General features: G+C 36.6%; 14 protein-coding genes. 2 read left to right on the top strand and 12 right to left on the bottom strand.

All coding sequences use genetic code 11. The annotated features are described in order from the left end of the window. Positions 1-165: 165 nt before the first annotated feature. The 8 genes from BZK16_RS12320 to BZK16_RS12355 all read right to left on the bottom strand — a co-directional run bounded on the left by BZK16_RS12320 (position 166) and on the right by BZK16_RS12355 (position 8,920). Positions 166-894, bottom strand: a complete 729-nt coding sequence (locus tag BZK16_RS12320; protein WP_077929197.1) for an endonuclease — start codon at positions 892-894, stop codon at positions 166-168. 72 nt (positions 895-966) lie between these two features. Beyond that, a complete protein-coding gene (locus tag BZK16_RS12325) occupies positions 967-1,545 on the bottom strand; it encodes a tail fiber assembly protein (protein WP_077929198.1) in 579 nt (192 codons plus the stop codon). A 10-nt stretch (positions 1,546-1,555) separates the two neighbouring features. Then, entirely contained in the window at positions 1,556-2,647 is a 1,092-nt protein-coding gene (locus tag BZK16_RS12330; protein WP_077929199.1) for a carboxypeptidase-like regulatory domain-containing protein, read from the bottom strand. 113 nt (positions 2,648-2,760) lie between these two features. Beyond that, complete coding sequence (locus BZK16_RS12335; protein ID WP_077929200.1) at positions 2,761-6,378, bottom strand: host specificity protein J; 3,618 nt, start codon at positions 6,376-6,378, stop codon at positions 2,761-2,763. A 1-nt stretch (position 6,379) separates the two neighbouring features. Beyond that, positions 6,380-7,102, bottom strand: coding sequence for a tail assembly protein (locus BZK16_RS12340; RefSeq protein ID WP_077929201.1), 723 nt, complete (start codon positions 7,100-7,102; stop codon positions 6,380-6,382). After that, positions 7,083-7,784, bottom strand: a complete 702-nt coding sequence (locus BZK16_RS12345; RefSeq protein WP_077929202.1) for an NlpC/P60 family protein — start codon at positions 7,782-7,784, stop codon at positions 7,083-7,085. Before BZK16_RS12345 ends, BZK16_RS12340 begins: the two co-directional genes overlap by 20 nt. 87 nt (positions 7,785-7,871) lie before the next feature. Further along, a complete protein-coding gene (locus BZK16_RS12350) occupies positions 7,872-8,591 on the bottom strand; it encodes a phage minor tail protein L (protein ID WP_077929203.1) in 720 nt (239 codons plus the stop codon). Then, positions 8,588-8,920: a phage tail protein gene (locus BZK16_RS12355; protein ID WP_077929204.1), complete on the bottom strand. Its 333-nt coding sequence runs from the start codon at positions 8,918-8,920 to the stop codon at positions 8,588-8,590. The genes BZK16_RS12350 and BZK16_RS12355 overlap by 4 nt, the downstream gene beginning before the upstream one ends. 115 nt (positions 8,921-9,035) lie before the next feature. Here BZK16_RS12355 and BZK16_RS12360 point away from each other — a divergent pair, with 115 nt between their 5' ends. Beyond that, a complete protein-coding gene (locus BZK16_RS12360; RefSeq protein ID WP_077929205.1) occupies positions 9,036-9,686 on the top strand; it encodes a pilin in 651 nt (216 codons plus the stop codon). A 123-nt stretch (positions 9,687-9,809) separates the two neighbouring features. Here BZK16_RS12360 and BZK16_RS12365 read toward each other — a convergent pair whose 3' ends face one another. The 4 genes from BZK16_RS12365 to BZK16_RS12375 form a co-directional block, all read right to left on the bottom strand. Then, a complete protein-coding gene (locus BZK16_RS12365; protein WP_077929206.1) occupies positions 9,810-13,076 on the bottom strand; it encodes a tape measure protein in 3,267 nt (1,088 codons plus the stop codon). A 93-nt stretch (positions 13,077-13,169) separates the two neighbouring features. After that, positions 13,170-13,685 carry a hypothetical protein gene (locus BZK16_RS12370; protein WP_077929207.1) on the bottom strand — a complete coding sequence of 172 codons (516 nt, stop codon included), beginning with the start codon at positions 13,683-13,685 and terminating at the stop codon, positions 13,170-13,172. Positions 13,686-13,774: 89 nt separating this feature from the next. Beyond that, on the bottom strand, positions 13,775-13,942 hold the full coding sequence (locus tag BZK16_RS14335) for a hypothetical protein (protein WP_158076862.1): 168 nt from the start codon (positions 13,940-13,942) through the stop codon (positions 13,775-13,777). Positions 13,943-14,099: 157 nt separating this feature from the next. Continuing rightward, complete coding sequence (locus BZK16_RS12375) at positions 14,100-14,978, bottom strand: antA/AntB antirepressor family protein (protein WP_077929208.1); 879 nt, start codon at positions 14,976-14,978, stop codon at positions 14,100-14,102. 383 nt (positions 14,979-15,361) lie between these two features. Between BZK16_RS12375 and BZK16_RS12380 the strand changes: the two genes are divergently transcribed. Then, positions 15,362-16,204, top strand: coding sequence for a hypothetical protein (locus BZK16_RS12380; protein ID WP_077929209.1), 843 nt, complete (start codon positions 15,362-15,364; stop codon positions 16,202-16,204). Positions 16,205-16,212: the final 8 nt, after the last annotated feature.

Consider the following 16,212-nt stretch of genomic DNA (forward strand, 5'->3'; position numbering starts at 1 on the left):
TTAAATTTATAATGTGTATATGCCCACATGGTCAGAACAAACACAACCAATACAATAGTTCCTAATTGGGCTTTAATTTTTTTCATGTTTAAATATTTTCCGACTATAGTCTAATAATTTTATGTGATAGTAATCATACATTTATTTTAGATAATAAAAAATCCTTTATTTATTACATTCCCCCAAATCAACCTTGGATACATAGCTATTTCCCCAACCCATTACACATGCCGTTCTTTGATTGCGTTCTTTTTCCCATTTGGTTACTGGGTACATTTTATTCCATGTATCGAACAGCTGCTTATCATGTTTTGATAATCTCATATTATATTGATCGTACATATACAAAGTGATACGAGCAACCATACCTCTAACATCTTCTTTAGGCATCATTTTTCTAGATTTAAAATTCACAACTGATTGGCATGATCCATATTGATATGGAGTTTCATTTAACATGCCATACATAAAATTTGCCCGATCACCATTAACTTCACCAACAACTGGCAAGAAATTATGAAGATCAGCTTCTGCATTATTAAATTCTACGGATACATTTCTACAATTATTGCGACCACCATTCTTCCAGCATTGATATTGCCTACCAACGATAGAAATAGGTAAGACATGTTCCCACTCTACTCTCCTAGCTCTAATTTCATCTTTTCGTATTTCATAGCCACAAGCTTCCACGTCAATTAATCCTGAGCCTTTAACCCCTCTCCATGTAATTGGGCAATCACAATATAAATCATTGGTTGTATCAAAATAAATACTCTGAACTGCTGCGGCTTTAGCTTCAATAAAGTTCTGTGGAGGAGCGATTCTTTCATCATTTGCAAAAACAGGTGAAGCAAACATACAACATGCACTTAATACCTTGATAATTTTCATTCTTATTGCCTACTTAATAATATTGGAAGGCATGATAACAAAAAAGAGCCATCATTTCTGATGGCCCTGTCTTTATACTTGTAGCTTTTCTAATTCAGCTCTGATTTCTAAAACGCGATTTTTCATCTCTGAAATATCATCACCCATAATTTGAGCAAAGACTATATCTTGCTTGAGTTGATTCAATTCTGCATTTAAAGAAGTGATTTTCTGCTGTTTTTCATATTCAGCTTTCTCTCCTTCCTTTTCTGCTGTCATTACCCATTCACCATCAATATACACATGCCAAATATCAGGGCGAGGAATTGTTGTAATTGTTGGTGGTAAAGATCCAAGCTCTTTAATTTCAATTTCAAAACCATCTTGAGTTGAGTAATATTTTTCACCACGATGATCTTCTACAACCTGCACATTACAAGAAATTAAAAATACGTTATTAATCGTAATCTCAAATTTACCTTTATTATATGTATAGCTAGTTCGATCACCAACTGTAATCAACGCCTCTTTATCTTTCAAAATAGGAAGATTCGCATCATGAATGATAGAGAATACAGGGTAGCTTGGTGTTACATTATCCAAGTAATCAAATTCCCTCAATGTATAAAGTAAAACTTCGTTTGTTTTTTCATCAATTGAATAATATTTCATTTTTCACCCTTTAAATCCTGCACCCTATTAGCATTGCAATATTTTTTACACGCTCTTCTGTTGATGTTCTTATACTTCTTGAGTTATCCAAGTGAGCACTGACATTATCACCAGCGCCTGTTCCCTGTTGGGCGGGAGTTGATCCGTAACTACTAACATATAATGCTCCCGATGAAGATACTGCAGCGGCTCTATATAAAGATGCCAAACTACCTTTTAGAAGCTGAGTGGCATCTTCTTGATATGAGTTGATCTCTCGACCTACATCAATACCTCTACCATCATCTAGACCTCTAATTGTCATAGATCTAAGATCTGCAATGGTAATAAATCCATTCTTAACAAGATTGGGGTATAGCTCTGCAATCCTCCAATATTTTTTAGCCGATAATAAGCCATCGTTTCTATATTTAATTAATGCTTCGCGCATTACAGTAGAAGGCAAATATATTGGAGATCCAATTTCAGGTAACATTAAAAACTTGCCAATTTCAATCCAGTGATACTGTGCATGAATATCTGCACTCTCCCATCCTGAAGGCCTATTTTTTGGGTCAGCAGGATCAATGCCTTTGCAGCCATTTTGTGCATAACACTCATAGTAAATACCGTTAACTTTTACAATATCACCGCTTTCATAATGCCTATTCTCGTCATAACCTTTTGTTATTGGAGAATTAGCAAAGTCTTCAATCTCATCGACTATGCTGTCATATATTTTTTGTGATTTTACAGCGCTTTCATTTGCTTCTATCGCGCTTTTATTAGCTTGATCTGCTATTTCTTTAAAAGAATTAAGTAACTGATCATCAATATCACCAGATTTTGAATATAACCATCTTTGAAAAGCATCACTACCATCTGAGTCCTTAAGATCAAACAACTGTCCAGCACGCATTGCAATTGTTATATTGCCTTTTGCCACTTCCACAAGATATTTACCCGGTTCTAGATCAATAGTGTATTCGCCATTTTCAACATCTGTCTGAACTGTTTTAATGACTGAGTTATTTTGTTTAAATACAATCGTCGCACCTTTAATTGGAACACCTGTTGGTGTTCCTGTTGAATCAACGGTATATAAAGTTCCTGTTTGAATCATTATATTTTTCCTTTAAATAATAATAACTGGNAATACAATCGTCGCACCTTTAATTGGAACACCTGTTGGTGTTCCTGTTGAATCAACGGTATATAAAGTTCCTGTTTGAATCATTATATTTTTCCTTTAAATAATAATAACTGGCAGTTTCCTTGGAATATATTTGAGTTTCTATAAGAGCCTGGCACTATCTCTCCAATACTTGTGCCACCTTGAATCTCAAAAACAACCGTCTCTCCTTTTAGGATATTTCTCTCATATGCCACAACCTTAGGAGGAATCATGTAATGGATTGATGTTGCATCTCGATAGAATGCATAAGAAGATGAAACAATACTTGATTCATTACCATTATGTCTCATAAGAGACCTATAAGATTCAATACGTGGAGATCCAACGGGCGCTGTGTAAAATCCTGTCATAATAGATAAATTATTGATAATTAATACTCTATCAAAATTTTCAGGCTGAATAACAACCCTTCCTTGCCCTTGCGCATTAATAGAAACAGGGATAACCCTTACGACATCACCTTTGATTTCAGATGCCTCAATGACGCCACCAAAGTAACCGTTATTGGCGTGTAGATTCCCTTGGGGTGAAACAGTAAAATTCCCATCACCAATACTTAAAGCACCGTTTGATGCAACTTTAAAAGAACCATTGCCAATATTTAACTGCCCACCAAAAATATTGGGTGCATTAATTGTGCTACCAGCTATTAGTGCTTCACCTTTTATTGTGCCTGTTGCAATTAAGTCACCATCAAGAGCGAGCTTGTTTTGCGACCATATAAATGGTGTAACAACTTCTCCATTCACTTCATTTGAAAGCACAAATGAATCAGCCATAATATTAAATATGCTTTGCTCTCCATTGGTACCAAATTTAAAGCCTGTGATTTTGCCATTGGCATTGGCAGTCAATGAATAAGTTGCTTCTACTTTTCCATCAACATCTGCTGCAACTTTTGCAATCTCTGCGATTGATGCTTTATTATCGCCAGCCTCAACACTTATTGTTGAAATCATAGATGCATTGGCATGATTCGAAGATGTTTCAGCAAGATTAATAATCTGTATTTGAGCAGTATTATCATCTGTTTTTGCATTCACCAATGTTGTTTGAGCAGTTTGTGCGTGATTAGCACTGACTTGCGTTAACGCCAATACTTGAAGCTCAGATTCGCTATCAGCAATGCGTTTATTGATTGCTAAAACAACATCTGATTCTTTGATAATACTATCAACTTTATCTTTGAATTCTTGATCATTTAGCACATCCTTAATAATCCCATTGACAACATCATCACCCAGTTCTGTCTCTGTGATTTTGCCTTTCAAATACCCTAAAATATCATCTGAATCCTGTGATGATTGGGCTTTGATTGCGCGCGTGAATTCACCTTGATTGCCATTAATATCAACCAATCTAAACCAAAAATAATAAGCTTCCCCAATACTCAAGCCATTCAAAGTATATGTGTTTTGTGGGTATGGCATCTTTGCAAGCTGTATTGCTATTTCACGATTATCTTCTTTTGCATACCAAATTTCTGTATGTGCATCAGCCGTTAATATTTCTGGCACTTCCCAGTTCAAACGAATACCAAAAACAATGGGCGTAAATCTCATGCCACTAATTTCATATGTTGTGCTGAAGGCAATAACAAGCTCAGCACTATATTGACCAGCTTCATTCACCGCTCTAATTTTTGCAGTGTAATTGCCTTGAGGAAGGTTTTCTAATTTAACAAAGGTCTCTTCTGTCTCGAATTTCTGATAAAAATCACTACCCTTATATAAGTTAACAATATATTTATTTTTTGATCCTGCAGTTTCTAAGCTATCCCATCTTAAAATAATGAATTTACCTTCAGTTGTAACTAATCCATTACTCAAATGTGGTAATGAATTTAAAATTGAATGATTGCCCTCAATATACTCTGCGCCTTTATCAACAATCGCTTCTTTTTGTGGATTATGTTTGATCGCAGTTACAGTGTATTTATTGATTTCGCTATCTTCTTCAATGTGAATACAACGGAATAAACGTGGTTCTAGATTATTCAAAGTCGCAACAAACTGTACATAATCAACAGCATTCACAATGCTATCCAATTGATATGTTTTAGCATCAATAGTTTTAATCACTTGAAATGTTTTAACTGAGCCATCGATGTTAATCATAAACTCTTTAACATTCTTCAATTCACGATCTACAGTGATTGTATTGCCATCAACTGAATCAATGCGGCCGCCAATCTGTGCGCCTGCATAATTATTATCTGCAAGCTTAACAATGTCATGCTGCTCATGGCGAATACCTGCAGCACCTAAAACGAAAGTAGATGTCTCATTCTCTGTAAGGCTTGTAATTAAAAATCTTAATGCGCATCTTCTAGCTTGAGAACTTGTTGTACAGCCAAATGCAGTAATTGATATTGATCGCAAACCATACATTGCAATATTTGCTTCATCAGATACCTCGTCAATCTTTGTGCGATATCCATCATTTTCATCAATATATTCATACTTAACGTGGTTGTATAATTCCGTTGCTGGCACATATGAGTAATTAAACTCACCATTTTCTACAGATGAGTTGTTGTATACTGCAACTGGATCACTTTTTTGATCATACTGCACAGTGAATTGATTATTTGCATCTGAATATGTGCCAAAAAATATAGAGCAGATATTATCTAATACTGTTGATGCATCACCACCAAATAGCACCATATTACAAACGAAGCGTGGCTCTTTACCGCCTGCACCATCATCCACTAACCCATCACAATATTTGGATAATTCATACAACCTATCAATATCAATTCGATAATCAGAGAATTTTTCCCCTAAGCATTCATCTGCTGTGAGAACATCATATAAAACCCATGCAGGATTATTTGTGTAAGCAGGTTTAAATAAACGATCCCAAAGCCCTGTATATGTTCTATTGATTGGATCATAATTAGATGGCACCTGAACAACACAACCTTTTACACCATAGTTTCGCGTTGGATTATTACTACCAAATTGCTGTGAATCTATTTGTAGCATTGCAACAGCAGAGCCAGGCATTCTAAATTTGGCATCCACTGATTCAACATAACTAAAAAAATATGTTTTATTTTTTAGCATGTCATCCATAGAATCTTCTGTCACACGAACACAGCGAATATCGAAAGGGGCCTGAGGAACATTTTGGAAAACTAAATCCATGTAAAATGGCTTATTTCCTTTCTCGAACATTCCCATCGGCTGAGATGCAAACTCTTTGCCATCTTTAATGATTTGAACATGCATACCGACAGCGGCTGGCCATTGATCGCCTGTTTGTGTTGTAAACATCAAAGCATCGACACCCACTGTTACTCTAACGCTTGTGACTTGCTGATTTGTCACAGTCCGAGTTATCGGTGTGTTTTTCTTAACTTCAACACCAACGCTGATAGAATTATCAACCGATGTAGAGCTTGGCAAATAGTCTTGCTCTAATGTGCCGCGGTTAAACTCAAACTGCACTCCCGCATGATTCATAGAACCATCATCATTCTGCACAGGCGTATCATTTAAGTAAACAGATTTTAAAGGATAATCATTGCCATGAATAAAACCTGAAATTTCACCACTGCTGATTAAATCTAAAACTTTAAGCTTTTGTGCTGAATTTAAAGTATTTGGCGCAATTTGTGGTGACCTTGCACCACCACCTGATTTCCCACCCATGTTAACTCCAATTTGCTTGAATATTTACGGCTGCATTTCTAACAGAATCACAATTTCTATCAATGTTGTATGTTTTGCCATTGGGATCTGTTGATGCAATTAAATCAACACTGTGTCGAATATAATTAGCTGATTGAACATCTTTAATATCTGTACCCCAAGCATCTATTCGACGACTAGATAAACCTTGTGAGATCACATAACCTGCAACTAGCATTTCCCCATACACTCGAAGTATTTGTTTTCCTTGCCCAACCATGTTGGACAAATTAGAAAATGAGGAGGATTTGGAATCTTCAACGCCTTGATGGTCCTGATTGAATTTTGGTTGTTTAGTGAGTAGTGCTGCCGCGCCTGATAACATCAAACCAATACCCATTTGCAAAAGCACTGCGCCAACTGCCGCAGAAACAAATGATGCTGTACTCAATGCAGCTAAAGCTGCACCTGCAACCAAAGCGAATGGGCCTGCGCCATGAATCACGGGAATAACACGGACAACAATATCCTTTTCAACATCAATGCCATCAATATATTCATCTTGGCCAACATCACGACGACCAACTTTTAAATTATATTTTTTGTATTTCATGTGACGCTTTAAATTGGGAATCTGAATACAAAGAGAGCGCATAGTTTCATTAACTGTGCGCCCATAAATTTCTATCTCTTTGCCGCAATACCTGCGTAATGCACCATAAAATTTAAATGTTATTTTCTTCATAATCACTCGCCTTTAAATCATAGTTAATTGCTTCAATCATTCTTGGTTGCCATTTCTTATGTCGCCAGATTGAATGAGTACGTTTTTTCATGACTGAGCCATAGGCAACTACTCGAGAATATTGCCCTGCAACGTGGTGCAGAATTCTTCCATCATCGAGGACCAGTGCTAAATGATTTGGATTGCCACCCATAGATGTTGCAATTACATCACCTGGTTGAGCACTGGATACTTTGGAAAAACCAAGCTTTGGCAATCGATCAATGATTACACTGTTAGCTTCATCGGCTTCCATTGTTTTACGCTTATAGTGACGAAGATTAATACCACAAACTGCATAAGCATCTTCGATCAATGTGCCACAGTCGTATTTGCCATATTCAAATTCACGACCACGCAATAGATCAACACATTTGTATTGATGAATTTTGCCGTTAGCCACAATCCACCATGGCAAACCTGTTTCAATTTGTGCAATACGATCAAAGCTCGATAGATATGGATAATCACCAATGTGATTATGAACAATTGCTTCAATTCGCTCGAAATTGTAGTTATCTAGTTTGAATTCAAAGTTATTCACTTTATCTTTGGCAATATTTTTCAAAGGAATGAATTCACCGCCAATGACAATGCCGCCTTTTTCTTCTTCACCTTGACAATACTCTAAAATCTCTTTCATTAGTTTCCACTCACTTTATCTGCCATTGGGAATCCACCAAAAGGCAACTGACCATTGATGCCAAATCTAGCTTGNNAATCTCTTTCATTAGTTTCCACTCACTTTATCTGCCATTGGGAATCCACCAAAAGGCAACTGACCATTGATGCCAAATCTAGCTTGGCAACCGCCCAATCGCTTACTGCATTTATCTTTATCTCGTTCATGTGCCTGAATTGCATTGTCGTTTTCATCAGCAATTGCCCAGCCATCATAGCCACACATTTCACCGCGGTATCTAAATGGGCAAACAGTTGCATATATCGTACGATTAGGAATCACCGCACCATCTGACTCACTCGGAATAGCTAATGTGAATGATGCAAATGTCTTGCTGTGTTGAGTTGAATTAATGATATAGCTTTGATCTAAGTATTCGTCAGGATTTGCATGATCATTACCATCAATGAAATTGACTGCATCTAGGAACTGCTCAGGCACACGATAGCGAGTAACTTTTGCGCCAATTAAGCCGCGATATTGATTTAAAATCCCTGTAATATAACCCGCACCATTACCAATGGTTAAAGTTGGTCGATTACTTGGACCATCGCTTTTGATCTCAACGCCTTCAATTTGAATTGGGATTGCTAAGTACTTCTGACCACGCCAAACTACAGGTTCATTCTTTTCATTCATCTCATTACAGAAATAGAAATGATTTGAGCCGCCAAGATCATTGATCTTGCTAATATCCAAGTCATACAAATCAATCCAAGCAGATTGCTCGACTTTATCTAAGCTAGCTTTAACTGAATTGCTTATCATCGAACCACCTCAATAAATGACACTGATAACTCAGATAGCCCTGCACCTTTTGGCACTACTTTGTGCGGACCATCTTTACGAACTAAAAACAACTCCCCATCAAAATCAAATTGAAATGGCGAAATTCTATTGCGCAATAAAAAAGCGGTCATCTCTTTGATTTCCGCTTTCTTTGCTATGAATTTTAAATCTGGGAATTTTTCAACTGTTTTCCTCAATCCCTTATCTTGCCGTTGCTCGACACCATCACCAAGGCTAATAATATCTATCAAATCCTCAGTTTCTTTGGATGCACCGAGAAGTGGGCACCACTTAAATGTTTCGATCATTTATTATCCTTTTTATTAAAAAATTAATTAAATGTAAAATAATCACTTAAATTTACATTAATATACAAAAAAACTAATATGATAGCTTCTATTATTTAAAATAGTGAATATTGAAATGAATAAAAATAAAGGTTTTACATTAATAGAGCTAATGATTACTGTTGCAATCATAGGGATTTTATCCTTAATAGCGATGCCATTTTATAGAGACTATGTCATTAGGGTTAGAGTAACAGAAGCTTTATACGAGGCTTCTAGTATTCAAAAAAAATTTCTTGAGATATTTTTTACAGAGGGTCAAGGTTCGCCTGCTATGAATGAAATGCTATACCCTGGCGGTCTACTTGCAACAATTCAAATTGATGGGAAATCTGCAAAATCAGCAAGGCTAACAAACATTGTTAATATTGGATCAGGCACAGGATGGAATTATACCGCTTTTGGCATGGAGATAATGTTGCAAGATGACATCTTACCTTCTGGTTATAATTCATATAATAATACAATTACTCTTATGAATTACGTTAGCGGGTATTCTTACGTTGATCTCTCTGGAACGCTTCACACAATCAAAGGGTTTGGCGCTACCGAAACTGGAGATATAAGTCTTAGAACATTTTGCGGTCAATCTGGCGCCCCTACAGACTTGGCCAATCTAAAAAGAAAATCCCTGCCTAGAAAATGGCTGCCACAAGGTTGCAGGGATGGGTCTGTTTATTTATGGCCAACCCCTGTAGTTATACAAGATGGTGCAATAAACTTTTAACTTATTTAATCTATATAATAATATAGGTCACAATAAAATTGCATTTACTCGGTTATTTTAGGCAATAAAAACTGCACTTAAATGGTTGTTTAGATGATAAAAAGCCCGATTAAGGGCTTTTTATTAACGTCTAGCTAACTGCCCACCCGATCTTAATTGATTAGCAATTTCTTTTTTCACATTTACCTTAACAAGATTCTCCAAAGTCTTACCATCTCTAGTCACATCGATCTCTTGCGACCCATCTTCATGCTGAGTGATGTTAATAATGATATCACCCGAAGATTGCTGAGCCTGCTGATACTGCATTGGAGCAGATGTAGGCATACCGCCAACTAATCCGCCGTTTGAATAGCCTCTTGGAGCAGAAAGCATCGGCAATGGTTGCCCACTTTTCGCTGCATTGTGAAGGCTGTTTAAGAATCCAACACCTAAATTTCCTGTAGCTTCTTTATTGAAAACAAATTCATCTTTATGAACAATACCCGCTTCTTGGTACTTACCACCTGCACCAGTGTAACCACCATTAGAAAACCCAAGTGCAGCACCAAGTGAAGTGCCACTCAAGCCTGTTTTTACAGCATTAACAAGCGCCGCCTTAATTAGGATTTTTGATAAATCTTGAAGTATTGATGTTGTCATATCTCTGAAGCTTGTCTGTGTTCCACTTGCAAAACTTGCGAATGAATCGGTCATGCTATCAAAAGCAAACTTACTAGCTTCTGCCCATTGATCACGAACCTTTCCTGCTTCTTCGATAGACTTTCTAACACCATCACCAATACCACCTAAGGCATCATTTTCTTTAATCGCCTTCAATGCTTCAACTGCTGCTTTCTGCTGTAAAATCCCTGTTGTTTCCTCTTGTAGTTTTGCGATATTTTCAGCGCTCATGCCAATGCTAAGCTCTTTCGCTCGTTTTTCTAGCTCGTACGCAAATGTTAATTGTTTAATAGCGTCTTGAGTTTTGCCAATCAACTCAATTTCAAACCTCATATCATCGAAGTCTTTGCTGTAGTCATTGCTAAGCATTAAAATCTCATTGAGTTGCTTTTGGCTATCTAGCGATTGAGCTTGAAGCATCAAAACTGCCTTTTGGGCATGTGATATTCTATACAAAGCGCTAGACTGATTCGCAAACTCTAATGTCAGTTCTTTTGCTGCATTGTATTTACTGATATCACCATATTTTGCATATTCAAGGTTAAGAGCCTGCAAACTACTCAATTCTTGAGAAAGTGATTTTAGTCTATCTGTGAATGGATCTGATCTGCCTCCGCTTGATGATTTTTTTACCTCTTTATCTGAGGCTTTCTTGTCGTTGATACCTTCTAGCACCGTTTTGAACTTAACAAAATCTTGGATTGTTGGTTCTAGATCCAAGAAATCAGCAAGACGCTTTTCAGAAACAGTCAAGAATAAATTCTTGTACTCCCTATCAATGCTTGCAAGCGCATCAACTACGTCTTTAGATGTATTTACAAAACCATCAGTTCCTGAGTTGTTCAATACGTTTTGAAATTCTCTTGCGCTTTGAGTTGTTTTGTTGATCAATTGGTTGGTTTCTATGAGTTCATTTCGCTTTACTTTTAGATCACGAGAAATGCGTGCAACCTCGTCTTCATCAACTTTAAATATACCCAAAAATCCACCTGATCTCTCTGAAGTTCTAGCTCTCTCTAAGTCTAGAATCTCCTGCTGAATTTCTCTTGCTTTTTTTCTTAATTCTCTTGCATCGATATCAAGCTGCGCAATTTTAATCTCTTTTTGGCGATTATTAAGCTCACCAAATTTTTTACTTAATTCTGTAAGGTCACTGCTTAATTCTGATACCGATTTTCTAAGGTTAGATGTTTCACTTGCGGAATCCCTGCTCATTAATGCATAAGCGCTAAGCCCAATAACGGTAGATGATAATAACCCAGCTGGACCACCAATAAGACTTAAAGCCCCGCCCAAACCTCTTGATGCTAATGAAACACTTGCGGAAGATGCTGCCGCTAGCCTTGCTGTCGCTGAATAATTTGTTAAACCTAGAGATGCTTTTGCTGAAGCATATTCATTTTTTAAAAATGCTCCCGTGTTTACAATCAATGATGTCGTTAGTTTCCCAGCCATTGTAACGCCTAACAATCCAGCAGGGATAAGTACCACATTTAAATTATTAGCAAGAAAGCCCACTGTATCGCTTAGCCCTTTTATTATCCCCGTGCCATTGAGTAATTCATCCGCTAGCGACATAGATTCATTTCTAAGCGTTACCAATGATTGCTCAAATGTTACTGGCAAGTCTTTTGTCATTTCTTTTAAGCCTTCACCTGCTTTACTCATGGCATTAAAGATAATATCGCCTGTAATCTTGCCTTCCGAGCCTAGCTTTTTCAGCTCAGAACGTGCAACACCCATATATTGAGAAATATAATCCAATAAAATAGGCGCCGCTTCGGAAATAGAACGAAATTCATCGCCTTGTAATCGTCCTGAACCTAAAGCTTGTGACAATTGAAGTAAGGCGCTTGCTTGCTCTGTTGCATTAACACCACCAATACGCATCGCATTGTTGATAGATTCAGTGAAATCTAATATTTCTTTTTGAGTTTTACCATAAGCAGACATTGCTCGTGCTGTACGGGTATAAAGTTTCGTTGTTGATTCTAAACTTGCAAATGTACTATTTGAGATGCTGATTAATTCAGACTGAACCTCTTTTGCTTCTTGTTGGCTATTCGTTACAAGTTTAATTTGGTTGTTTAATATCGTCATTGAATCAGCCATACCGATGATCTTGTTGGCTGTTTGGGCTGATAAATACCCAGTAATAGCAACTTTTAACCCATCAAATGAGCCAATTAATGACCCATTAATTTGATTTAATCTATTAGCCTCTTCAGTTGCACTTTTCATGCCGTCTTTTGTACGTGACAATGAACGCACAATTTCGCCATTAGCATTGGTTAGATGATAAGCGCCCTGTGTGACTGTCAAATATGAGTTTGCTAATTCTTTTTGGCTCATTCCTGCCGTATAAGCGGAACGCTTCATGCTTTCTAAGCGTTTGAAATAATCACCCACCCCCATGCCTGCTTGTTGCGCTGTATCGCTGATGCGCTTTAACGAGGCAATAACATTGCCATTGGCATCAACAAGAGTATTTGCAGTTTGTGATACACGCAAATTTGAACTCGCAAGAACATCTTGGCTTGCTCCTGCTGCTTTTGCAACTGACTGCAATCCTTTTAACGTTTTATTATAAGAATCAAATGTCATTCCAAGCTTTTGCGCTTTCTTCTCAGCATTTTCAGCTGTATTAGCAAGCTTTTCTAGCTCGTTATCAGCCTGTGCAATGCCTTTGGCTCTAACATTAATATACATTCCAATTTCTTCTGACATTACTTTTCCTTTTGGCGTAAAAAAACCGCAATTAAGCGGTTGTGTTTAAGAGGTAAAAATATCCAATGAAGAATTTAAGCGCTCAGCTAAAGTTTAAAACCCGATCAGCTGCTCAGTTTTTTTGATAGTGTCTTCAAGTGAATGCTTTTTCCTATATTCTTCTATTTTCTTGGATATATAAACGATACTCAGTGTATTACTATTCAGGCTTTCATCTATAACGATATGATCCAAGACAGGGCTATCAATATTACCAAATAAGTAAACATTAGGGCTTATCTCCTGATATTCCCCCCATCTATCATTGATTGCGTTTAATAGCACCAATCTATCCTTCGACAATTGAGTGTAGTCTGGATAAGAACGAGAAAATTGAATTTTCTCGATATTTCCAAATAATAACGTTGTCACCACTACCTGAAAAAAAGAATTGCTAGGAAGATTGTTATTTGACAGCACTCTTATATTTTCATCCGAAGAGCCTTTGTCATAAGGCATCTTTGCAGGGTTCAAATAACACCCAATCTTATAACCCCCAACCTCTTCATGCGGTTGATCGCAAGCAAATGAAACAGACAATGCCAATATAATCCCAAGTAAAAATCTCATAAGTCACCTTTATTATTTGAATGAGAACATAATACAATGGCGACGACAAAAACCCAACTTAATGGGCTTTTGAATAGGTTTAATGAAATTTATCTTTGCTGTCTAATATTCCGCAGTGAATCTTCCAGTTGCTTATTATCACCACTCAGTAGATTTCCCACTGATTCCAATATGATGATAATTTGCTTCAAATCCTTTGGATTCGTTTTGCGAACTAGCGAGCTAAAAAGTTTTTGTGCGTAGGCTTTATCGTCCATGACACCACCCAAAATCCAATTCAAAGTTATTGGTCATCATGGTTTTAGCNCACCACTCAGTAGATTTCCCACTGATTCCAATATGATGATAATTTGCTTCAAATCCTTTGGATTCGTTTTGCGAACTAGCGAGCTAAAAAGTTTTTGTGCGTAGGCTTTATCGTCCATGACACCACCCAAAATCCAATTCAAAGTTATTGGTCATCATGGTTTTAGCAACAGCAGAAGCTTCTTTGTAAATACTTGAATCAAACATCAAATACAATTGGGATTCTGCTAATCCATCATGCACCGCACCATCTGCTCGGCTAATCTCACCAATTGCCATGGCAACTCTACTGATTCGATCTCGAATATCAGTCAATTCATTTTGGAGCTTTCCATAAGCACGATCAATTTCAAAGTATCTTAATAAGCCATGCTTCATTAATGCCACTGCAAATACAATTTGCTCTCGTGTTGCCCTAGAGAAAAATTGCTCCTCTACAACTTCACCACAAATATATTCAATCACTGCATCAAAGTCTTTTGCAGGAATATCGCTATAACTGCCATCTATGCCAAAGTCCTTTTTAAGTGCAGGGTAAAACTTCTGCCAATTTACATTGTTCTTTTTGCAATATTCTTCAACTGCCTTTCTAATCGTATTTGCTTGATCAACTGTTACTTTTCGAGTTTGGCATTCTTGGTTGCACATGTCTTGAGTAAGATTTAAACACTGTCTTTCACACTCAATAAAATATCTTCTAGCTTCACGACCTTTTTCAGTTCGTTCAACCATAGATAATTCTTTTGCCATATCGAGTGTTAAATGATATTCCTTTGAGCTTCTACCGCCTTGAGGTTTAGCTCTTTTTTGAGCGAAACTCATAAAATCAACGCTTTCAGAGAATTTATACTCTTCAATTCGTCTTGTGATCCAATCTTTGAACTGAGTGCCAACTTCTAAGAATTGATGTAACGTACGAGCATCAACTAAATTAGTTTTTTGATTATTAATTTCGCCTGTGAATACTTCGATTAAATTATTTTTCATACTACTTACTCCTAACTTTATATAAAACCCATAAGGGCGTCGGGAGGCTCAAAAGTAGTACTAAGTCTACTGGACGTATTTCCACAAGGGTGTTGTATTAGTCACCCTCCCGACATAAAGGAGTATTCTGTAGCTGAATTTTGCGCACACAAACAACAAAACGCAGGCATAAAAAAACCACATCTGACGGGGTAGCGGCTGTCCGCTTAGTATAAAGGTTTTGAGACCTCAGCTCATTTGAGCTAAGTAAATAATAGCTGAAAATTGAAAAGTGTCAAATCTATAATTTTCAATTATTACAAAAACAATAACCCAATTGTCTGGATTTTTTAAAAAAAGCATATATCATTCAAACAATATTTTTACTAGTGAAGAGAATAGCAATGACAAAAAAAACAACTATAGATTTTTCAGATAAAACTTGTGGCTATGTAATGCCGATATCTGACACCCCAGGATACAAAGCTGGGCACTGGGAAGATGTCAAAAATTTGTTAAATGAAATCACAGAAGATCTAGGATTTAAAGAAACTCGCATCGTTAGCTCAGGGCTCGTTTCTACAACAATTCATAAAAAAATTGTTAATAATTTGTTTAATGACGACATCATTGTATGTGATGTAAGCTCACAAAACCCAAATGTAATGCTTGAACTCGGCATGAGAATCGCATTTGATAAGCCTGTAGTTATAATCATTGATGATGAAACAAAGTTTTGTTTTGATTCAGGTGTTATAGAGCATTTAGTATATCCTAAAGATCTACGCTATTCATCGATTGAAGGGTTTAAAGTACAATTAAAAGCTAAAATTAAACACACATTGGATGCATATTTAACTAACCCTAAAATAAGCCCTATTTTACAAAGCTTTGGGTCATTTGATGTAAGCAATGTCAATCTTCCCAAAATGAGCCCAGAAGATGAGTTCCGCACAGAAATATCAGACATGCGTAAGATGCTAACTCAAATTGCCAGATCAACATCTTCACAATCATCTGAAATGAAAAATAATTTTAACAATCAAAAGAAAAAGCTGTATGGGATATCACGAAATAAATTTTATGAAACAACTCCTTCTGACATTAATTCATTACTACGCATTTTCAATGCGGAATACTATGATGAGAATAAGGATGACATTATTATAGTCGCCACCCATTCTGAATTAGATGAAATTAATAAATTTCTTGACATGAGAATGTCTAATATTAACAACAATGAATAAAATATTTA

The sequence above is a fragment of the Wohlfahrtiimonas populi genome (assembly GCF_002006795.1).
GTDB lineage: Bacteria > Pseudomonadota > Gammaproteobacteria > Cardiobacteriales > Wohlfahrtiimonadaceae > Wohlfahrtiimonas > Wohlfahrtiimonas populi.